Consider the following 22166-nt stretch of genomic DNA (forward strand, 5'->3'; position numbering starts at 1 on the left):
GGGTGATTCCTCCTTGTTGTGGGTCCTGCGGCCCGGTGTCATTCCTCGCGCCGCGCCGCACCGGCCACGGCGATGTTCAGGAAGCGCGGTACGGGCCGCCCCCGGTCGCGGAAGTCCTCCGCGACCGCGGCCCGCACCGCCGTCAGTCGTGCCTCGGGCAGCAGCACCAGCGCACTGCGCCCCGCTTCCGGCCCGGGCGGCCACGCGCACTGCGCCCCGGCCCGCTGGGCCCGGGCCAGGGCGCGCTTCAGCTGCCCGGGCCGGTCCGCGGCCTCGCCGCGCACGGCCACCAGCACCAGCCGCGCTCCCGAGGAGGCCGGGTCGAAGGCGACGTACCGCCGGCGCCGCCGGGGCTCCGCACCCAGCAGCAGGGCCCGCCCGGGCCGGGCGAAGAACACCGCCCGGCGCAGCCCGTCGTCCCCGTCCGGCAGCGCGTCGGCCAGCAGCCGGGCCAACTGCGCACGATCGGGCTCGGCGCGGTCGGGCCGCGCGCGGTCCGGCCGCCGCTCGCCCGCCCCCGTGTGTACGTCGGCCACCGCCAGCGCCACCGCGCACTCGGCGGGCTCCGCCGTGGCCAGCCCGGCTGCCCCCGTGAGCGAGCCCTGTACGTGCAGGTCGGTCCCGCCCCGGCCGTAACCGGCCCGGGCCAGCGCCCGCAGCACGGCGTACGGCCGCACGGCCCAGTCGGGGGCGTCGGGCGGCGGCCCGGTCAGGGTCAGCGGCAGATCGCAGCTGTCCGCGGGATGGGCGAGGGAACTGAGCCGCACCAGCCCGTCGGTGCGCGGGGCCGCGGCGGCGGCCGTGGGCCAGCCCGCCGCCGCGACCAGCCCGGGGGAGCCCAGGTGGAAGGCGTACGGGGCGCTCCACACGGCCGCCGGGGGCCGCCCGTGCGCGGCCTCCAGGGCGTAGGCGACGAGCCGGAAGAGCGGATCGGCGGTGGCCCGCCGCGCCAGGCCGCCGCCTCCGGCGGGGTCGCCGAGTTCCGCTGCGCCCGTGCCCGTGCCCGTGCCCGTGCCCGTGCCCGTGCCTGTGCCTGTGCTGCCCGTGCGGGCCGCGGCCGTCATCGGACGTCCTTGCGGGCCAGCATCCGGTAGGCGTTCCCGCCGTCCGTACGCCGCGCCGCCACCGTGCGCAGCGCGTCGAGCACCGCCGCGCCGGCGAAGGCCGGCAGCGCGGCCACCCGTACGGCGCCGGCGAGGGCCCGGGCGCGGGGCGTGGCCGGGGGACCCCACGGCCGGTCCGGGTCCGGGGCCAGCCGTGTCGCCGTGAGGGCCACCGCGCCGAAGAAGTCGTTGCCCTGGTGGGCGGGGCCGTGCTCCTCGGTCAGGACGGTGAACCCCCGGTCGGCCAGCGCCTCCCGCAGGTTCGCGGCGGGCACCAGGTGCTGGTGCTGGGGCTGGAACCAGGGCAGCCACGCCGGGCCGAGGAGCCGCGCCATCCGTGACTCCGGATCGGGCAACTCGATGGTCAGGTACCCGCCGGGGGCGAGCACGGCCGCCGCCGCGTCGAGCTCGGCGAGCGGATCCCGGGTGTGCTCCAGATAGTGGTACATGCTGACCACCTCGTACTGGCCCGCCAGTTTCGACGCGAACTCCGGGAACTGGCCCTGGTATCCGGTCTCCACCCAGCCGCGGCGCTCGGCCTCGCGGACCCCGTCGCCCATGTCGAGCCCGTCGAACCGGGTCCGCGGCCAGACGGCCCGCGCCGCATTGCAGAAGTGGCCGTGCCCGGTGCCCACATCGAGCCAGGACGCCGGGTCGGTGTGCGGGAGGAGCATCTCGGCCCGCCCCCGGTAGGCGGCGCCGAGCCTGCCGAAGACCGTGCCCGCGCCCTCGCCGCCGCGCCCGTCGTAGAAGTCACGGTAGTAGAACTCCAGCCCCTCCAGGGTCAGTCGGGGGTTCTGGAAGACGTGCCCGCAGGCCTCGCACTGCTCCAGGGTGAACCGGCCGGGCTTGCCCTGGAGCAGGTCGGGCACGCGGACCCGGACGGTGAGCCGGCGGGAGCCGCACCACGGGCAGTCCGGGCGGCGCGGCTCCAGGAACTGCTCGGTGCCCGCGGCCAGTTCCTCCCGGTAGGCGGCGGCCCGCGCGGCGTCCGCGGCGGAGTCCCGGCCGGACGGGATCCGCCCGGCGGCCGCTGCCGTACGCAGGGCGGCGCCGAGGGAGCGCGCCGGCCGGGCGGCGGTGGCCCGGGCCAGATCGGCGGGCCGCAGCGGGGAGTCCGGCCCGCCGAGGGCCAGGTACGGCTGGAGCCAGTACAGCCCGGCTGCGGCGGCGCCCCACCGGCCCTGGCGCGCGGCGACCCCCGCCAGCAGCGCGAGCCCGCCGAGCTGCGCGGCGGCCAGCGCCCCCGGCGGCAGCCCCTGGGCCCGCAGCTCGGCGGCCCGGGCCGGCCCCCCGGTCTCCTCGGGTCTTCCGCAGCTCAGGCCGGGGGCGATGGCCAGGCCCGTGGCGTCGGCGGCGTACTCCTTCAAACGGCGGGTGAGCGCGAGGAGTTCGGCCGGACCGGGGCGCGATCCGCCTGGATCCACCCCGGCCCGTGCCAGCACCTCCTCGGCGACGAGCACGGCGAACCCGGCCCCGCGCCCCTCGCCGAGCCGGTCCTGCCGGTAACGGGCGGGGTCGACCAGGCGCAGCAGCCCCAGCGCCCGCTCGGTGGCCAGGTCCGCGGGCAGCAGGTCCAGCACCCGCAGCCCCTCCCGCTCGGCGTGCGCGCAGGCGGCGAGGAAGGTGGCCGCGTCGGGCTCGACCCCCCGGGCGGTGAGCAGCCGCCAGCCGGCGGCGCGCGGCACGCCGGCCGCCGCGGCGGCCGGACTCACCGGCAGCACGGGGATCGCCCGCAGCCGGCGTCCGGCGCGTACGGTGCCCGCGCCGAGCGCGGCCAGCAACACCGCGGAGGTCCACCGGACCCGGGAACGCGGGGGTGGGGTCATAGCTTCTCCAACCGGTCGGCCGCGGCGGCGGCCCCGCCCGCCGCGGCGAATGAGGCCTGGATCCGCCGGGCGGCCCGGCGGGGGCCGGGGTCGTCCAGCACGGCCGTGAGCGCGTCACGCAGTTCCTCGGCCCGGGTCCGGCCGAACCGCACCCGGACCCCGGCCCCGGCCCGCACCACCTGCTGGGCCACGATCGGCTGGTCGTCCCGGATCGGGGCGACGACGAGCGGCAGCCCGTACGCGAGGGTCTCGCAGACGGTGTTGTGGCCGCCGTGGCACACCACCGCGTCCAGGTGCGGCAACAGTTCGAGCTGCGGCACCCGTTCCTGGAGCAGTACGTGCTCCGGCGCGGGCCCGACCAGTGCGGAGGGCGCCGCCAGCACCAACTGGACGTCTTCGGCGAGCCGTTCGGCGGCCCCCAGCACGGCGCGGTAGAAGCGCCCCCCGGCCTCCTGGTTGAGGGTGCCCAGGGACACGAGCACCCGTCGCCGCGCCGGGTCGAGGCGCTGCCAGGGGAATCCGGGCTGGTCCGGCCGGGCCCCGAAGGCCGGGCCGACGTAGGCGTGGTGCGGCGGCGGATCCCCGGCCGTTCCCACGAGCTCGGGAGTGGAGAACACCAGCACCAGCCGCTCCGAGAACCGCGGGTCCCAGTCCGCGTCCGACGCCTCCCCGAACTCCGCGAGCAGGCCGGAGAGCTGCCCGGCCACCCACTCCCCGACCTTCGGGAAGTCCGCGAAGGGCCGGGTGAGTTCGGCCGATGTGCTGGCGGACGTCACCCAGGGGACGCCGAGCCGCCGCGCCACCAGCGCTCCGGCCAGGGCCTGCTGGTCGGCGACCATCACGTCCGGACCGAAGGCGCGCACGGCTCGAGTCACCCCCGGCACCATCGCCCGGGCCAGCGGCACCAGCGTCTCCTCCCACAGGAACCGCAGTGCCCCGACCCCGCGCAGATCCCGCCAGCGTTCGTGGAGCGCCGGATAGCCCTCTCCGCCCGCCTCCTCGCCGGCCGGCAGGATCCGGGCCCGCGCGGGCAGCAGCCGGGCCAGCGGCTCGGCCGGCCCCGTCCAGGCGACCTCGTGCCCCCGGGCGGCCAGTTCGGCCCCGACGGCCACGGTCGGATTGACGTGCCCCGCCAGCGGCGGCACGGTGAACAGCACCCTCATGGGACCAGCGCTCCCACCCGCGGCCGCGCCGCCACCACGGCCGTCGCGTCGAGATGGGCGAGCACGGCTTCCCGTAGGGCCCCGCTGCTCTCCTTCAGGACGTCGTGCCCCAGCCCCGGCAGGATCCGCAGCGCGCCGTGCGGGGCGTGGCGGGCCAGTTCCCGGGCGCCGGGGACCAGTTCGGAGTGCTCGCCGCAGATGATCAGCACCGGGCAGCGCAGCCGGGCGTAGTCGGCCGGGGCGAAGGTGCGGCTCGCGGCGATGTCGTCGATGAGCGAGGTGCGGTTGAGGAGGTCGTCGGCGATGGCCGTGAGGTTGGCGGCCTTGCGCAGGCGCAGGGTGAGCAGCTCGGCGGGTACCGGGCTGTCCTCCAGGCTGAGCGCGGCGGCCGACAGGGTGTCCAGCATGTTCTCCACCCAGGCTCCGCCGAGCGGGGGTTCGAGGAGCGTGAGCCCCGTGACGAGGTCGGGCCGGGCCAGGGCGGCGTGCAGGGCGAGGGTCCCGCCGTAGCTGTTGCCGACCAGGTGGACCGGGCGCCGCCCGAGGTCCAGCGCGCCGAGCAGCGCGAGGAGGTCCCGTACGGCGGTGCGGCTGTCGTAGCCGGCGGCCGGACGCTCGGTGCGGCCGTGGCCGCGCAGATCGTAGAGGACGGCCTCGTGCCCGGACCGGGCCACCGGCATGGCCAGAGGACAGTAGAAGGAGGACAGGTTGTCGACGACCAGTCCGTGCAGGAAGACGACGACGGGCCGGTCGGGGGCGTCGGCGCCGGCGGTGGCCGGGAGCCGCTGGACGTGGAAGCGCAGGGATCCCGCGCGTACGAAGGCCATGGCGGGCTCAGCCGACGGTGGCGGCGGAGGCGGCGGACGCGGCGGTGGCGGCGGAGGTCGCCGGGGCGGTCGCCGTACGGGCGAGGGAGGCGTGCGTGATCCGGCCGATGTGCGTGACGAGTTCACCGACGGACATGGCCAGGATGGCGTCCATGTCCTTCTCCGCAAGGAAGCCCATCAGGTCCACCTCGGCTCCGTAGCGGTGGTGGAGCAGCTCGGCGAGGGCGACGAACTCGATGCTCTCCAGGGCGAGATCCTCGTTGAACGTCGTCTTCATCGTGACCTCCTCGGCGAGCAGGTACTCGTCGCCGACGATCTCCACGAGCATGCGGGTGATCTCGGCGAGGATGTCAGGTGCCATGACGGGTCTCCGTGAGGGGGAAGGGGACGGGGGAGGGCGCCGCCGGGTGGGCGGTCCAGGCGACGACGTGGTCGAGCGCGGGGTCGGTCGTCAGGGTGGTGGGCGCGGTGGCGGTGAGCCGTGCGGTCCGGACCGGGTACCGGTGCCCGCCCGGGGAGGTCACCAGCAGGCCGCCGGAATCCGGGTCGTCGGCCACCCGCCAGTCCCGCGGCCGGCCGCGCAGCCCGTCGCCCTCCGCCTTGGCGGCGGCCTCCTTGGCACACCACAGGGCGGTGAGCGCGGCCGCCAGGCCGGCGCCCTCACGGGCCGCGAGCCGTTCGGCGAGGCGGAGTTCGTCAGGCCCGAGGGCGATGCGGATGAGTGCGTCCGGGTCGCCGGTCACCGGCTCCACGTCGATGCCGACCGACCGGGCGGGGTGGGCCAGCGCGACCGCGAGCCGGTCCTTGTGGGCGATCGACAGCCGGAAACCGCGGGTCAGCGGACCCTCGGCCAGCGGCCGGCCGGCCGGGTCGTTGCCCACCGGCACCTCCACCGGGAACACCGGCCCCGCCCCGGCGTCCCACAGCAGCCCGCGCAACGCGTCCTTGGCCGCGATCCGGCCCAGCAGCCAGGGCGCCCGGGCGCGCGGCGACAGCCGCTCGTAGGCCGCCCGTTCGGCGGCGCCGAGGTAGCGGCGCATCACCAGCTCCTGCGAGGCGGGATCGCTCCAGCGTCGCCGGGCCAGGCACCAGCCCTCCGGCCGGGGTTCGCCGATGCCGCACACCTCGGGGGTGAACTTCATCGGCCAGACCCGCTCGTCGGCGCCGAACCGGCGGTACGTCCACCCCTCGATCCGCGCCCACACCTCCCCGGTGGCGCGGCGCAGTTCGAGGTCGCCGCGCACCGTGACCTCGTGCACCTCCCGGATCCGGGCCGTCGCGGCGACCAGCTCCCGCGGGGCCGGCGGGGGGCCGCAGAACCGGATGCGGTCCACGGTGGCCGGGAACACCAGCCGGTCCACCGGGAGCCGCAGCTGCATCCAGTGACCGAACAGCTGCCCGGCGGCGTCGAGCAGCGCGCCCGGGTCGGGCAGAGCCCGCAGGACCCCCTGGATGCCGTCCGAGCCGACGGCCCGCACCTCGTGGACCCCCGCGAAGCGGGGCCCGTGGAACATCCAGCGGTCGCGGTAGAGCGCCGCGGCGCTGACGGGGGCGGCCCCGGGGTCGCGCAGGGGAGTGTCGTCGGGCGCGGACGGCTGCGCGTACCGCTCGCCGAACAGCACGACCACGGAGGCGTACTCCCCGAGGGCGACGCGCATCCGGCCGGGCCCGTCACCGACGGCGGTGACCTCGACGTCGATGTCGACGGCCGGCTCGACGGCGAGCCACCGCAGGGCCCGTACGTCCTCGTAGCCGACGACGGCGAGGCCGGGCGGGGCGTGGCGCCGGGCGGCGTCCGCGGCCAGCTCCAGCATGGTGGTCATGGGCACGACGGGGAACCGGTCGGAGTCCTCCGGCCAGCCGTCGGGCTGGAGGTACACGCAGTGGTCCCGTACGTAGGGCAGCGCGGCGAGCGAGATCCGCAGGCGTTCCTTCCCCGTGGCCCTTCCCGAACCGCGGCTGCCCGGGTCTGGCGCGGCCGCCGACCAGGCCTCGGTGACGCTCCGGGCGGCCGCGCCCGTTTCGGCGAGGACCGCGTCCAGGGCGGACAGCAGAACGGGCCGAGTGCCGGGTGGCTCCGCCGGTGTGGGCGGTGTGGGCGGTGTGGGCGGTGTCGGCCGTGTCGGTGTCAGGAGGCCGGAGAGGGAGGCCCGGGACGCCTCGCCGAGCCGGACCAGCGGCGAACCCAGGTCCAGCGACACGACACGGCCGGAGCCGGAGCCGGAGCCTGGGCCGGCGGCACGGCCGGAGCCGCTGCCGGTGGGTGCGGGCGGGTGGCCGAGGCGGCCGGCCGCCGGGCCGGAGGAGTCCGTCGAGCCGCCCGCAGTGGCATCGGCCGAGCCGCCCGCATCGGCCTCCGCCAGGCGGTCCCAGCGCGGGGTGTGTCCCTCCGCCCACAGCGCGGCGCAGGTGCGGTTGAGCGCCGCCAGGCCGGAGAGCCGGGGAGAGGAGGTGGACACCGCGAGGTGCGGGCGTTCGCGCAGGGTGTCCTCGACGAATCCCGGCAGGCTCCCGGGGCCGAGCGTGACGAAGCTGCGCACGCCCTCCTCCTCGTACAGCCGCAGCGTCAACTCCCGGAAGCGGACCGGCTCAAGGAGGTGGCGCACCACCAACTCCCGTACGTCACCGGGCGCGGAGGGGAACGGCGCACACGTGGTCGCCGACCAGACGGGCAGGGAACCGGCCCGCAGCGGCAGCCGTCCGAAGGCGGCGCGGACCTGGCCCAGGTACGGCTCCCACATCGGGGTGTGGAAGCCCGAACGGAACGGCAGCTCCTGGCCGAGCACCCCGTCGGCGCGCAACCGCGCGACCACGGCGGCCACTTGGTCCGGATCGCCACAGATCACCGACTGGTGCGGGCAGTTGTCGTGGCTCACCACGACCCGGTCCATGCCGTGGAGCGCCGCCTCCGCCCGCCGGGCACCGCAGCCCAGCGCCGCGTACACGAGATCCGGGACCAGCAGGTCGCCGGGCCGCAGTGAGTCCAGGAAGGTGTCGGCGGCCTCCTGCGGATACATCCCGGCGGCCACCATCGCCGCCCACTCGCCCAGGCTGTGGCCCGCCAGCACGTCCGGCTCGATGCCGAGCCCGGGCAGGACCCGGGCGAAGAAGCGGCCCGTGGCGATCGCGTCCAGGGCCCGCTCCACCAGGGACGAGCCGCGGGTGAGCCGGGGCGCCGCCAGCGCGAGCCGGTCCGCCACGTCGTCCACCACGGGCGCGAACTCCGGCTCCAGGCCCGGGAACAGGAACGCCACCCGGCCGCCCAGCGGCTGCGGCGTGAACCACACGTCGCCACGGCCCCGCCACGGCCGGCCGCGCGCCACCGCCTTCGCGGCCAGCGCGAGCCGTTGTGGCGTCGGCCCGACCACCGCGACCCGGCAGGGCCCGTCACCGCCGGACACCGGGGAACCGGAAGCCAGCCTGGCCGACAGCTCCCCGGGCGTGTCCGCGCCGATCAGGAGTACGCCGCCCCCCGCGACCGGCCCGACGGGCGCGGCCGCGGCCCCCAGCGGCAGGAAGCGCCGCACCGCAGCCGCCGGGCGTGCCCCCGACCCGGTTCGGGCCGCCGGGGCCTCCTCCAGCACCACGTGCGCGTTGATCCCGCCGAAGCCGAAGGCGTTGACCCCGGCCCGGCGGGGCTCCCGCCCGCGCTCCCACGGCTCCGCCGCCGCCAGGGGCCGCATCCGGGTCCGTGCCAGGTCCGCGTGCGGCTCCTCCAAGTGCAGGGTCGGCGGCAGCACCCCCTCGTGCACGGAGAGGGCGGCCTTGATGAGCCCCGCCATGCCCGAGGCCTGCATGGTGTGCCCGAGCATCGACTTCACCGAGCCGAAGCCGATCCCGGGCCGGCCCCCCGGCTCGGGCGGGCCGAACACCTGGGCCAGCGTGTCCAGTTCGGCCGCGTCCCCGACCGGGGTACCGGTGCCGTGTGCCTCCAGCAGCCCGAGCGCGCCCGGCGCCCGCGGATCCAGACCGGCCTCCCGCCAGGCCCGCTCCAGCGCCTGCACCTGGCCCGCGACGAGGGGGCTCATCAGGCTCGCCGCGCGGCCGTCCCCGGCCACGCCCGTCCCGCGGATCACCGCGTACACGCGGTCGCCGTCCCGCTCCGCGTCCGCCAGCCGCTTCAGCAGCACCACCCCGGTGCCCTCGGACAGCAGGGTCCCGTCGGCCCGGCGGTCGAAGGGCCGGATCCGTTCGCTCGGGCTGAGCGCCCGCAACTGCGTGAACACGCTCCACAGCGTCGCGATGTGGCAGTGGTGGACGGCCCCGGCGACCACCGCGTCGCAGCGCCCCGTGGCCAGGAGCCCCACCGCCTGGTCCACCGCCAGCAGCGAGGAGGCGCAGGCCGCGTCCAGGGTGTAGGCGGGGCCGCGGAAGTCCAGCCGGTTCGCCGTCCGGGCGGCGGTGAAACTCGGCACCAGCCCGATCGACGCCTCCGGCCGCTCCGGACCGAGCGCCTCCTGGAACGCCGACCGCACCGCTGCGATCCGCCGCTCGCCCAGCTCCGGCGCCAGCTCCCGCAGGGTCTGCGCCAACTGGTGAGCCGTACGCACCCGTTGGTCCAGCCGCGCCGTGGCCACGCCCATGAACCCGCCGCGCCCCAGCACCACCCCGATCCGCGAGCGGTCGCCCGGCAGCCGCTCCTCACCGCCCGCGTCGGCGATGGCCTCGGCCGTCGCGTGCAGGGCCAGCATCTGATCCGGCTCGGCGCCCTCCACGGCGGCCGGCATGATCCCGAACCGGGTCGGGTCGAAGGCGGCGAGGCCGTCGACGAAGCCGCCGCGCCGGCAGTAGAACCGGTCGCCGCTCGCCGGGCCGGTGGCGCCGTCCGGGTCGTAGTACACCTCCGGATCCCAGCGGCCCGGGGGGACGTCGCCGATGGAGTCCGTACCGGCGAAGAGATTGCGCCGGTACCCGGCCAGGTCGGCGGCCCCCGGGAAGACGGCGCCCATCCCGACGATCGCGGCGTCCGTCGGGCGGGGCCCGCGCCGCTGCGGCTCACTCATCGCCGCCGCCCTCCCGCGCCATCAGGACCACCTGTACGTCGGTCCCGTGCGCGAGTTCGTCGAGGAACGCGCCGGTGCCCGCGTCCGGGGCGATGAGCGGGATGCCGCGCCGGGCGTACGCACGCTCCAGCTCGGGGGTGACCATCCCGCCCGCCTCCGCCGCCCAGGGGCCCCAGTCGACGGACAGCACGCGGCCCGGGAAGGACTCCGCCCAGGTGTGGGCGAGGCCGTCGAGGGCGTCGTTGGCCGCGGCGTAGTCGCTCTGGCCGCGGTTGCCGTACACGCCGGCGACGCTGCCGAACAGCGCCAGGAATCGCGGCGCGGGCGCCGTGCCGTGCTCGGCCGCCGCGGCGGCCAGGTGGCGGGCGCCGGTCACCTTGGTGGTGAACACCTCGGCGAAGTCGGCCGGTTGCTTGTCGCGCAGCAGTCCGTCACGCAGGATCCCGGCGCCGTGCACGATGCCGTCGAGCCGGCCGTGCCGGGCCCGGACGTCGGCGACCACGGCCCGTACGGCCCGCTCGTCGGTGACGTCCGCGCAGTGGTAGCGGACGGAGGCCGCCGCCGTGGCGAGGGCGGCCAGGGTGGCCCGTACCTCGCGCTCGGCGAGGATCCGCGTGGCCGTCGCCTCGATCTCGACGGGTGTACGGAGCCCTGCGGCGATCAGGGCCGCGCGCAGCGCGACCCGGTCCTGGGCCTGCCCGAAGTCATCGGCTTCGGCGGGGGGTTGGGGTGTGCGCCCGATCAGCTCGACGTGGCATCCGGTGGCGCGGGCCAGTGCGAGGGCCGTGCGGGCGGTGATCCCGCGGGCCCCGCCCGTGAGGAGGACCACCGAGTCCCGGTCGAGGGGCCGTCTGGCTCCCGCCGGGGTGGCGAGCGGAGCGGGTATCGGGCTGCGGGTGATGCGGGTTCCTTCGGCCGTGTACCCGACGGAAGCGGGGCCGTCGGGTGCGTCGTTGCTCAGCTCGGCGAGGAGCTGCGCCGCGAGCTGTTCGGGGGCCTCCTTGGGGTGGATCTGCACCGCGCGGATCAGCGTGCCGGGGAATTCGAGGGCCGCGCTGCGGGCGAAGCCGTGCAGGCCGACGCCGGGAGTGCCGGGGGTGCCGGGCATGGTGACGAGGAGCAGGCGGTGCGTCCCGCCGGTCAGCGTGCGCCGCAGCCCCGGGAAGGCGTCGGGCAGCACGGGCTCGGATCCCGGCCGCAGGGCGGTCAGATCGACGATCCCGTCGAACCCGGGCTCGGGGTCGGGCAGGACCTTCGCCTCGGCGCCCAGCGCGTCCAGGGCCGCGACGAGGGTGAGTGCCAGGCCCTGGCCGTCCTCGACGATGCCGATGCGCAGGCCGCGGAGGGCGTCCGGGTCCGTGGCCGCCAGTGGTACGGGGACCGTGTCCACCCGGAGCCGGGTGACCGGGGGTGCGGCGGGCGCCGGGGGCGCGGGGGGCGCGGCGGGCGCGGCGGAGTCCGGGGCGGGGGCCGGGGGGTCGGGCGTGTGGGAGGTGACCCAGTCGACGATTCCGCGCAGGGTCTTGATCCGGGACAGTTCCTCGACCGCGGACTCGGTGGAGCCGCCCGGGTCTTGGGGGAGGCCGATCCGGTCGGCCAGGGCCCCGATGATCTCCACGCGCTTGATGGAGTCGATGGAGAGGTCCGCTTCGAGATCGAGTTCGGGGTCGAGCATGTCCCGGGGGTATCCGGTCCGGGTGTGGACGATCTCCAGGACGGCTTCCATGACCTGCTCGGCGGTACGGGGGGTGGGAGCGGCTGCGGTGGGGGCGGTTCCGTCGGGGCCGGGCGCGCGCCGGGGCGTCTCCTCGGGCGCCGAACGTGGCGAGGGGTCGGGGATTGCGGCGGTGTTGTGTTCGGCGCCCTGCGGGGATCGCCCCGACACGCTCCCGGCCCCGCCGGAACCGCCCGGGCCGTCGGGCCAGGGCCGCTCACCCGCAGGCGTGCCCAGGTAGCCGAGCATGATGTGCCGCTGGGCCTCTACCAGTTCGCGGGTGCTGCGGAGGTATTCCAGGACTGCCTCCTCGCGCCGGTCCGATGAGGGAGAGGGGCTTGAAGCCGAAGTCCCACCCGCCGGCATCGTTGGAGGCACCCGGCGGGCCGGTTGGAGGCCTCCTTCGACCGGGGTGCCCTCCGCGGTGCGGACCAGGTGGCCGTCCACCAGCCAGCCCGGTCGGCGCGGAGCGCGGTCCGGGAGGGGGGAGGTCCGGCCGCGGAACAGCGCCTCCGGCGCGATCGGCACGCCCGCCGCGGTCAGCTCCGCCAGCGCCGTGACCAGCCGGACCAGGCCGTGCTCGCCCGGCACGTCCAGCGGCACCACCGTGTGCGGGCGGTCGGACAGGATCCGGCCGATGAGGGAGCTGAGCACCCGCCCGGGCCCCGTTTCCACGAAGGTCCGGACTCCGGCCGCGTACATGGCCTCCACCTGGTCCACGAACCGGACCGGCTCCGCGACCTGGCGGGCCGCAAGGCCTCGTACGTCGTCGGTGGATGGTGAGTAGGGGGCGGCCGTGGTGTTCGACCAGACGGGGATGCGGGGGGCGGATACTTCCGTCGCCGCCAGTTCTGCGGTGAGGGCGGTCGCCGCTTCTGCCACCACTTTGCTGTGGAAGGCGCAGGCCACGGGGATCGGTTCCGCGGACAGGCCCGTCTCGCGCAGCTCCGACACCGCCGTGGCGACGGCCGCGGTCGGGCCCGAGATCACGCACTGCCGGGGGGCGTTGTGGTTCGCCACCACGCACCCGGCGCCGGCCGCGATCTCCCGTACCTCGTCCGGCGCGGCGGACACCGCCGCCATCGTCCCGGGATCCGCCCCGGCGGCCGCCAGGATCGCCTCGGCCCGGCGCGCACTCAGCCGCAGCAGGCTCTCGGTGTCGTAGACGCCCGCCGCCCACAGCGCGGTGAGCTCCCCGTACGAGTGCCCGGCCACGCAGTCCGGCCTTACGCCCAGCTCGCCGAGCAGCAGGTGCGCCGCCGCCCCCGCCAGCCCGAGGGCCGGCTGGGCAACCCGGGTGTCGGTGACCGCCGTCCGCTGCTCCGCCCGCCCTTGTGCGGTGAAGGCCGCCGGGGGGAACATCGCCGACACCACCGGCGTCGGCGCCGAGTCCAGGAGCCCGCGCAGGGCCGGGAATGCCATGAACAACTCACCGAGCATTCCGGGTCGTTGGCTGCCCTGGCCGGGGAAGAGGAACGCTGTCAGGCCCGGGTCCGCCGCGTCCCCCGTCACGTGGACCCCTGGGCCCGGGGTGAAGGACCGGGCCCGTTCCAGCCGGGTCGCCAGTTCGTCGAGGTCGGCGGCCACGACCGCCACCTGGACCGGGCCGGAGTCCGCGGCGGCCTCCGCCGCCAGGTCGCGGAGGGGCCAGGGGCGCCCGGCCATGTCGTTCTCCTCCAGTCGGGCCGCCAGCCGCGCCATCGCCCGGCCGGCGGCCTTCCGGTCCGCGCCGCGGAAGCAGAGCAGCTCGGCGGGCCACTCCTCCAGGCCGTGCCGGGGCTCCGGGGAGCCCCCGTAACCGGCCAGCACCGCGTGATAGTTGGTGCCGCCGAAGCCGAAGGCGCTCACCCCCGCGATCCGCCGCTCCGCGGGCACCGCCCAGGGCCGGGCCTCGGTGTCGAAGGAGAAGGGGCTGGTCTCCGCGTGCCAGGCCGGGTTCGGTGTGTCGATGTGCAGGGTCGGTGGCCGCACCCCCGCGTGGACGGCCCGGGCCGCCTTGATCAGCCCGGCCAGCCCGGCGGCGCACTTGGTGTGCCCGAGCTGGGATTTCACGGAGCCCAGGGCGCAGGACCCGGCCGCCGCCCCGGAGGCGGTGAACAGATCGCTCAGCACGGCCAGTTCGGTGCTGTCGCCGACCACCGTGCCCGTGCCGTGCGCCTCGATCAGGCCCACCTCGCCGGGGGCGATGCCGGCCCGCGCGTAGGCCCGTTCCAGGGCCCGTCGCTGGCCTTCCGGCCGGGGAGCGGTCAGGCCGAGGGACCGGCCGTCGCTGGCGGCGCCGACGGCCTTGATCACGGCGTACACCCGGTCGCCGTCCCGCTCCGCGTCCGCGAGCCGCTTCAGGACGAGCGCGCCCACCCCCTCGCCGAGGGCGATCCCGTCGGCGGCCGCGTCGAAGGGCCGGCAGCGGCCGCCGGGGGACAGGGCGCGGACGGAGGAGAACATCAGGTAGTCGTTGATGCCGTTGTGCACGTCGGCGCCGCCGCAGATCACCATGTCGCTGTCCCGGTCGCGCAGTTGCCGGCAGGCCAGGTCCAGGGCGGCGAGGGAGGAGGCGCAGGCGGCGTCGACCGTGCAGTTCGCGCCCCCGAGGTCGAGGCGGTTGGCGACCCGGCCCGCGATGACGTTGGCGAGGATCCCGGGGAACGAGTCCTCGGTGAGCCGCGGCAGTTGCTCGTCCAGGGCGGGCGGGAGCTCGCCCAGGTAGGCGGGGTGCAGGGCGCGCAGCCCGTACGCGCCGGCCAGTTCGGTACCGGCCTCCGCGCCGAAGACCACCGAGGTCCGGCTGCGGTCGAAGGCGCGGTCCTTGCCGTAGCCCGCGTCGCCGAGGGCTCGCGCGGAGATCTCCAGGGCCAGCAGCTGGACCGGCTCGATCCCGGCGAGGGAGGCGGGCGGGATGCCGTGCGCGAGGGCGTCGAAGGGCACCGGGCCGAGGAATCCGCCCCAGCGGGAGGGGGTGCGCTCGCCGGCCCGGGCCGGGTCGGGGTCGTAGTAGAGCTCCGGGTCCCAGCGCTCGGCCGGCACCTCGGTCACGGCGTCCGTCCCGGCGAGGACCATGGCCCAGTAGGCGGCGAGGTCCGGGGCGCCGGGGTAGGCGCAGGCCATGCCGACGATGGCGATGTCGAGCGGGTCGCCCGCCGGTGCCTCGGCCGGGGTGAACTCGCGGGCCCGCCGCTCCAGAACCCGCGTCGCCCCCTCGGTCACCTGGGCGTGCAGCGCCGCAACGGTGGTGGTCGAGGACCGCAGGGTCGCGGCTTGCCCGAGCATGAACAACCCCTCGCTGTACTGCTGCTCCTCGGACACGGCCTGCAGCCGGTCCCCGCCCGAGGGGTCCGCCGCGTCGGCGCCCGACTCGCCCGGCCGGGCGGAGTCATCCGGCCCGGCCCGCCGCAGGCCCTTGGCGGCGATGCGCAGGCGGCCCAGGTTCAGGCGTTCCAGCTCCTCCCAGACCTCCCGCGGCGCGGCCCCGCTCTCCGCGAGCCGCCGCCGGGTGGCCTCGAAGGTCTCGGCGTACGGGGTGGCCGCGCAGCGGGTGGCGTGCCCGGGCGCGGTCCGCAGCAGCACCGTGTCCGCGCACTGCACCGCCGCCCGCTGGAAGCCCGGCAGTACCGCGCCCGCCGCCACGGCCTCCTCGGTGAACAGGTACGCGGTGCCCATCAGCACCCCTACCCGCGCCCCCCGCTCGGCCAGCGGAGCCGCGGCCGCCACCGCCATCGCGGCGGACCGCTCGTCGTGGATCCCGCCCGCGAACAGCAGGTCCAGGGCCGCTGGTTCGGGGCAGGACAGCAGTCGCTCGATCTGCTCCTCCCACAGCGGGAACGAGGCGCGCGGCCCGACGTGTCCGCCGCACTCCAGCCCCTCGAAGACGAACCGCCGGGCGCCCTCGGCGAGATACCGCTCCAGCAGGCCCGGCGAGGGCACGTGCAGATGGGTCCGGATCCCGGCCGCCTCCAGCGGGGCCGCCTGCGCCGGGGTGCCCCCGGCGATGACGGCGTGCGGCGGGCGGGCCGCGGTCACGGCCGCCAGTTGCTCCCGCCGCAGCTCGGGCGGGGCGAAGCCGAGCAGACCCACGCCCCACGGGCGCTCCCCGAGCCGTTCGGCGGTTTCGGCCAGGAGCCGGCGTACGTCGGGGCCCTCCATGACCGCGAGGGCCAGGTACGGGACCCCGCCCGCGGCGGCCACCGCCTCTGCGAAGGCCGCCTGGTCGCTGACCCGGGTCATCGGCCCCTGGGCGACGGGGAGCGGCCGCCCGAGGGGGCGGGCCCGTACGGCCGCCGCCAGGTGCCCGGGGATGGCCGCCCGTACGGCCTGGAGGACGCCGCCGGTGGTCCGGTACCGGGCGGCCAGCCGGGCCGCCGAGGCCCCGTCCTGCCCGACGGGCAGGAGCTGCGCGCGCAGGTCTCGGGAGCCGAGCAGGGCGGGCACCGGACCCTCGGGGGGTGTCAGGTCGGGGCGCGCGAACACCCGGTGGCCGTCGGCCAGTCGGGTTTCTGAGCCGTCCATCGTCCGCAGCGCGGCCGCCACTTCCCGCGTCAGTCCGTCCTCGCCCTCGGCGGTCAGGGCCAGTTGTACGTCGAGCAGCACCCCGGCGGCTCCGCCCGCGACGGCCGCGGCCGCGGTGTGCGGGCCGATCCCGCCGTAGGCCCGTACGGGTACGCGGATTCCGGGGTCCCCGACCAGCTGCTGGAGCAGCACGAAGGTGGTGGCCCCGCCCACCCGGCCGCCGGCCTCGTGGCCCTTGGCGACGAGCGAGCCCGCCCCGGCGGCCACGGCGGTGGTGGCCTCCGCCAGGCTGGTGACCTCCGCCCACACCCGGGGCCGCCCGGCCGCCGCGGCCCACGCGGCCACCTGCTCGGGGGTGTGCGAGGCGGGGTCGGCGAGCAGGACCGTGTCCACCTCGGCGGGCAGCTCCTCGGGCCGGGCCGGGCAGCCGGCTGGCACCCGCACTCCGTACCGGCCACCGCTGCCGAGCCGGCGGCCCAGCTCCGCGAAACCGCGCCGCGCGGCGCTCGCGTCCCGGCCGAGGTCGAGCAGCCCGAGGGCCCCGGCGCGTTCGGCGGCGGTCACGATCCGCGGGTGGGGCTCCTCGAAGGGGCTGACCGCGACGACGAGGTCACGGGTGGCGGCGGACTGCGGGGGCTGGGGGCTCACGGGCGCTCCTCTTCCAGTGCTGTGTGACATGGCGCAGTGCAGGACGGAAGAACGGAAGAACGGGAGAACGGAAATGCGGGGAGGCGACAGGGGGTGGGGGCGCGGCTCTCTCGCACATCGGCAGGGCGGCCCGCCGCCGGGACGGCGGGCTTGAACAGTGGTCAAACACCCTCACGCCGCGATGCATCGTGCGGTGGCCGTCGTGCACTGTCAACAGCCATGCGGAGTACGGTGCTTCGTATCATCGGTGCACGCGGACCGGCCGGGCCGCACCCCGGGCGGAGCCACGGCGGACCCCGGCCCCGCCGGTGGCCTGCGGCGATTCCCGCCCGGGCGGGCCGCCCCCGGAGCCCCTCGCAGGGCGCCGCATCCCCGCGGGCATGCCGCACGGGCATGCGTAGCCGCCGACCGGGCATGAAAGCCACGCCGGAGCCGGTCAGTTGTTCACCTGACGAGCCCTTACAGGTACAGCCTCACGCGGTTACCGTCCGGTCATGACCCCCACCCTCGCGCAGCTCCGCTACCTCGTCGCCGTCGCAGACTGCCGTTCCATCACGGGCGCCGCCGCCTCGGTCTTCGTCGCCCAGTCCGCCCTGTCCCGGGCCGTCCAGGCCATGGAACGCGATCTCGGAGTCGAACTTCTCGCCCGCCGGGGAAGGGGGGTGGACCTCACACCGGAGGGGGCCCGGGTCGTCCGGCTGGCCCGCACCGTACTCAACGCGGTGGAGGCCATCGACGACATCGGGACCCCGCACGGCAAGGACAGCCGGGCCGTCCTGACCCTCGTCAGCACCCCCACCCTCGCCCTGGACCTGGCCACCGACCTGGTCGCGGCCTTCACCGAGCGGCACCCGACCGTCGACGTCCGGCTCCAGCAGCACGACAGCAGGGAGGCCCTGGTCGAGGAACTCAACCAGGGACGCTCGGAGTTGGCCCTGGTCGACCTGCCCGTCGACAAGGAGCTCTCCACCCACTACATCCAGGAGCGCGAGGTGGTGCTGATCTCGCCACTCGGCTCCCGGCTGCCCCACCCGATGCCGTTCCGCATGCTCGACGGGCTGCCGATGGTGCTGCCCACCCCGGGCACCGGCCGGCGCACCGAGATGGAGGCCATGTTCAGCTGCCTCGGAGTGCGGCCCGTCCCCTCCCTGGAGGTCGACGAACGCCTTGCCTGGGTGACGGGCGTGACGGACGGCCGAGGCTCGCTCATCTGGTACCGCGACGTGGTGTTGAGAGCCTTCGGCAGCCGGGCCGAGATCCGGTCCTTCACGCCGCCCCTGCTGCGGCCGGTGGGCATCGTGCACGCCAGGCGCCCGCTGAGCCGCGCGGCCCGCGCCTTCATCGCGCAGGCCGGGCACAAGGCGCCCGTACGGGAGCCGGTGCGCTGACCGAGGCATGCCCTCGCGGCATTGAACGATGCTCGAACGGGAGGTGATTGGCCCTGGTGCCATGGACTGACGCCCCATCACATTGTGGGCATGTCCCCACTCCTCACACCCCCAAGGGCCGCCGCCCTCGCGACCGCGGCCCTCGCCACGATCCTGCCCGCCGTCGCCTGGATGGCCAGTGCGACCGCCTCCTCGGCCCCGTCCGCCGCGGTGGTGGCCGCCGAAGCCCTGGCGCCGGAGAAGAAGTGCACCCTCCCCGGCGGCCTCGCCGAGCTGAGCGGCCTCGCCATGAGCCGCAAGCACCCCGGCGTGTTCTACGCCGTCAACGACAGCGGGAACACCAACCAGGTCTTCGCCATCGACTGCAACAGCGCCACCGGCCGGCTGCTGGCCACCTTCACCGTCTCCGGCGTCGGCAACACCGACTGGGAAGGCCTGGCGCTCGGCAAGGACGCCACGGGCGGCCCGGCGATCCTGGTCGGCGACATCGGGGACAACTTCAGCGGGCGCGCCGAGATCACCGTGCACAGCTTCGCCGAGCCCGATCAGCTCGCCAACGCCACGGTCACGCCGGTGACCTACCGCTTCGCCTACGCCGACGGAAAGCACGACGCCGAGTCCCTCCTCGCGGATCCCGTCACCGGCCGGCTCTCCATCGCGAGCAAGCTCATCGGAGCCCCCGGCCAGCTGTACCAGGCCCCGCTGCCGCCGGTGACCGGCCAGGTCAACACCCTCACCGCGGTCCGGCCCGGCCCCGTGTTCGCCACGGACGGCGCGTTCTCGCCGTCGGGTGCCTCGTACACCCTGCGCAGCGGCGGCCCCATGGGGGCCAACACCGCCTCCGTGTACGACACCGCAGGGGTCAAGCTCGCGGACGTCGCCCTGCCGGCCCAGTCGCAGGGCGAGACGGTGACGTACCTCGACTGCGCGAACCTGCTCGTCGGGTCGGAGAACGACACCCAGATCTGGAAGGTGCCGCTGCCACCGGAGGCCACCCCGGGCTGCGGTACCACGCCCACCCCGACGCCCACCCCGACGCCGACCCCGACCCCCACACCGACCCCCACGCCCACTCCGACCCCGACGCCCACACCCACCCCGACCCCCACCCCCGGTGGCCTGAAACTCACCAACCCCGGGCCCCAGACGTGCAAGTTCAACCAGCCCTGCACCATCCAGCTCGCCACCACCGGCGCAAAGCCCCCCGTCCGGTACGCCGTCACGGGCCTGCCCTGGGGACTGACCCTCGACAGCGCCACCGGACGCATCACCGGCAAGCCCTGGGGCAGCGGAACGGTCCAGGTCACCGCCACCGCGAACGACTCCACCGGAGCCACCGCGGGCACCACCTTCGCGCTGACCCTCAGCTGGTTCTGACGAGGAACCGGGGCGGACTTGTCCAACCCGCCACCGAAGCCGCACTGTTGACCGGTATGCGTCCATCAGGTCAGGAGAGCCGGCTTGTCGTCCCACATCGAACCCGTCCCGCACGCCTCGGACACCTCGCACGCCTCGGGCACCCCGCACGTGATCGACCCCGCCGGTGGCTGCCCGCACGCCCTCAACGCCCGGCTGCGCGCCGAGCAGGGCGCGGTGGCGCAGGTCGTGCTCCCCGGCGGGGTGCCCGGCGCGGTCGTCCTGGGGCACGACGCGCTCAAGGAGTTCCTCGCCCACCCCGACGTGGCCAAGGACGCCCGGCACTTCCCGGCCCTGCACGACGGCACCATCCCCGCCGACTGGCCGCTGCGGGTCTTCGCCAACGCCCAGGGCATGCACACGGCCGACGACGCCGACCACCGCCGGCTGCGTTCGCTGGTCGGCAAGGCCTTCACGGCCCGCCAGGTGGAGCGCCTGCGGCCGCGCGTCGAGGAGCTGACCGCCGAGCTCCTCGACGACCTTGGCCGGGCCGCGGCCGAGGCCTCCGACGGGGTCGCCGACCTGTACGCGCACTTCGCGCTCCCGCTCCCCATGAACGTCATCTGCGAGCTGCTCGGCGTGGACCCCGAGCACCGGGGGCGGCTGCACCACCTGACCAACACGGTGATCATCGCGACCGACATCACGCCGGCCGAGAAGATGGCCGCCCTCCAGGAGCTCGTCGCTCTGATCGGCACGATCGCGGCCACCCGGCGCGCCGATCCGGGGGAGGACCTCACCAGCGCCCTGATAGCCGCCCGCGAGGACGACGGCGACCGGCTCAGCGAGGCCGAACTCATCGGCACCATGCGGCTGATGCTCGTCGCCGGCCACGAGACGACCCTCAATCTCGTCACCAACGCGGTCCGCGCCCTGTGTGCCCACCGCGATCAGCTCGCCCTCGTCCTGGACGGCAAGGCGACGTGGTCGGACGTGGTGGACGAGACCCTGCGCTGGGACGGTCCGGTCAGCTGGTTCCCCTTCCGCTACCCCACCCGCGACCTGACCGTGGACGGCACCGTGATCCCGCAGGGCACCCCGGTGCTCGCCGGATACACCGCGGCCGGCCGCGACGAGGCCTTCCACGGCCCGGACGCCGACCGTTTCGACATCACGCGTCCCACGGCCGCCCGCCATCTCTCCTTCGGCCACGGCGCCCACTACTGCATGGGCGCCCCGCTCGCTCGGCTCGAGGCCACGATCGCGCTGGAACGGCTCTTCACCCGCTTCCCGGACCTCGATCTCGTGGTCTCCGAGGCCGAACTCCCGCATCAGCGCAGCTTCATCAGCAACAACGTCCAGTCGCTGCCGGTCCGCCTGGTCAGGGAGTAGAGGAGCGACCGCCCGCCGGGGCCGGACCCGGCGGGCGGCCCGTCACTCCAGGTTCAGGGGCCGCTCAGGGGCCAGGTGGTTGGCGATCGCCTGCAGGACGTTCGAGCTGGCGTTCTGGACGGTGCTGCCGAGGCCCTGCGTCGCCACCGTCGCGATGGCGATCTTCTTGGACGGGAGGTACGCGACCGTGCCCGCGTAGCCGGCGAAGGAGGGATTCTGGATGATCCAGGTGTTCTGCACCGGCAGACCCAGGGCGAACCCGGTGTCACCCTTGACTTTGACGACCGGTGTGAGCTGAAGCTTGTGCGACTCGGGCGTCAGCAGCTTCCCCTCGCCGATCGCCGCGAAGGACTTCGCCATGTCCTCCAGCGTTCCGGTCATCACCGCGCCCTCCGCCACCGTCCACGACGGGTTCCAGTAGGTGGCGTCCTCGAACACGCCCCGCTCGTTGTCGAAGCCGTGGAGCACCGGCGCGGGGATCTCCGCCTTGGACGAGATGTCGGTGTGGGTCAGGCCCAGCGGCCCCAGGACGTCCTCGCGCATCACCTCGGCCAGGGGCTTCCCCTTCACCTTCGAAATGATGTCGCCCAGGAGCACCCAGTTGGCGTGCGAGTAGGCGAAGCCCGAACCGGGGGGCCGTACCAGGGGCTTGGAGACCGCGATCCGTACGCGCTCCTCCGACGTCCACGTCCGGAAGGGGTTCTTGTAGAGCTCGGCGATGAAGGTCTTGTCCGTGACGTAGTCCGCGTACCCGGAGGAGGCGGAGGACAGCATCTTCAGCGTGATCTCGTCCGCGTGCGGAAGGTCCGGGCGCCAGCGGGAGAGCTTGTCGTCGAGCTTGACCTTGCCCTCGTCCACGAGCCTGAGCAGTGCGGTCGTCATATAGGGAATCGCGACCGAGCCGATGCGGAAGCGCATGTCCGTCGTCGCGGGGAAGCCCGTCATCGTCTCCCCGGCTGCGGCGGACGAGACGCGTTCACCGTCGACCCACACCTCGGCCATCGCCGCCGTCAGCTTGTACTTCTTGAGCGCGTCGGCCACCTGCTGCTTGGTGAAGTCCGCCGCATCGGCCGGAAGGCACGTGTCGCCTCGGGAGACCTGGCCGGCCGGGCATTCCTGCTGGGCGCTCTCGGCCCGGCTGAGCGTACAGCCGCCCGCCAGCGAAGCACCCAGAAGAAGGCTCAGGCAGCTGAGGGTGAGGGTCTTGGAACGACGCACGGTGGTGCCTCCATACAGGTCG

11 protein-coding genes are annotated in these 22166 nt (G+C 75.6%); 3 read left to right on the plus strand and 8 right to left on the minus strand.

Annotated features, from left to right (window positions below):
- Window positions 1–38: 38 nt before the first annotated feature.
- The 7 genes from ACZ45T_RS32845 to ACZ45T_RS32875 are packed head-to-tail and all read right to left on the minus strand — an operon-like array spanning window position 39 to window position 16820.
- Window positions 39–1064 carry a galactokinase gene (locus ACZ45T_RS32845; RefSeq protein ID WP_468447787.1) on the minus strand — a complete coding sequence of 342 codons (1026 nt, stop codon included), beginning with the start codon at window positions 1062–1064 and terminating at the stop codon, window positions 39–41.
- Window positions 1061–2932, minus strand: a complete 1872-nt coding sequence (locus ACZ45T_RS32850; protein WP_468447788.1) for a class I SAM-dependent methyltransferase — start codon at window positions 2930–2932, stop codon at window positions 1061–1063. Before ACZ45T_RS32850 ends, ACZ45T_RS32845 begins: the two co-directional genes overlap by 4 nt.
- Entirely contained in the window at window positions 2929–4095 is a 1167-nt protein-coding gene (locus ACZ45T_RS32855) for a glycosyltransferase (RefSeq protein ID WP_468447789.1), read from the minus strand. Before ACZ45T_RS32855 ends, ACZ45T_RS32850 begins: the two co-directional genes overlap by 4 nt.
- Window positions 4092–4922, minus strand: a complete 831-nt coding sequence (locus tag ACZ45T_RS32860; protein ID WP_468447790.1) for an alpha/beta fold hydrolase — start codon at window positions 4920–4922, stop codon at window positions 4092–4094. The genes ACZ45T_RS32855 and ACZ45T_RS32860 overlap by 4 nt, the downstream gene beginning before the upstream one ends.
- A 7-nt stretch (window positions 4923–4929) precedes the next feature.
- On the minus strand, window positions 4930–5283 hold the full coding sequence (locus ACZ45T_RS32865; RefSeq protein WP_468447791.1) for an acyl carrier protein: 354 nt from the start codon (window positions 5281–5283) through the stop codon (window positions 4930–4932).
- Complete coding sequence (locus ACZ45T_RS32870) at window positions 5273–9925, minus strand: beta-ketoacyl synthase N-terminal-like domain-containing protein (RefSeq protein ID WP_468447792.1); 4653 nt, start codon at window positions 9923–9925, stop codon at window positions 5273–5275. The genes ACZ45T_RS32865 and ACZ45T_RS32870 overlap by 11 nt, the downstream gene beginning before the upstream one ends.
- Window positions 9918–16820 (minus strand): SDR family NAD(P)-dependent oxidoreductase, encoded by a 6903-nt coding sequence (locus ACZ45T_RS32875; RefSeq protein WP_468447793.1) that lies wholly within the window; start codon window positions 16818–16820, stop codon window positions 9918–9920. Before ACZ45T_RS32875 ends, ACZ45T_RS32870 begins: the two co-directional genes overlap by 8 nt.
- Before the next feature lie 464 nt (window positions 16821–17284).
- On the opposite strand from ACZ45T_RS32875, the gene ACZ45T_RS32880 reads away from it, so the two are divergent.
- The 3 genes from ACZ45T_RS32880 to ACZ45T_RS32890 all read left to right on the plus strand — a co-directional run bounded on the left by ACZ45T_RS32880 (window position 17285) and on the right by ACZ45T_RS32890 (window position 20926).
- Entirely contained in the window at window positions 17285–18178 is an 894-nt protein-coding gene (locus tag ACZ45T_RS32880) for a LysR family transcriptional regulator (protein WP_468447794.1), read from the plus strand.
- Between the two features lie 90 nt (window positions 18179–18268).
- Entirely contained in the window at window positions 18269–19555 is a 1287-nt protein-coding gene (locus ACZ45T_RS32885; protein ID WP_468447795.1) for a putative Ig domain-containing protein, read from the plus strand.
- Between the two features lie 84 nt (window positions 19556–19639).
- A complete protein-coding gene (locus tag ACZ45T_RS32890) occupies window positions 19640–20926 on the plus strand; it encodes a cytochrome P450 family protein (protein ID WP_468447796.1) in 1287 nt (428 codons plus the stop codon).
- 42 nt (window positions 20927–20968) lie between these two features.
- On the opposite strand, the gene ACZ45T_RS32895 is transcribed toward ACZ45T_RS32890, so the two are convergent.
- On the minus strand, window positions 20969–22144 hold the full coding sequence (locus tag ACZ45T_RS32895; protein WP_468447797.1) for a serine hydrolase domain-containing protein: 1176 nt from the start codon (window positions 22142–22144) through the stop codon (window positions 20969–20971).
- Window positions 22145–22166 lie beyond the last annotated feature (22 nt).

The organism is Streptomyces sp. NPDC030995, assembly GCF_055571215.1.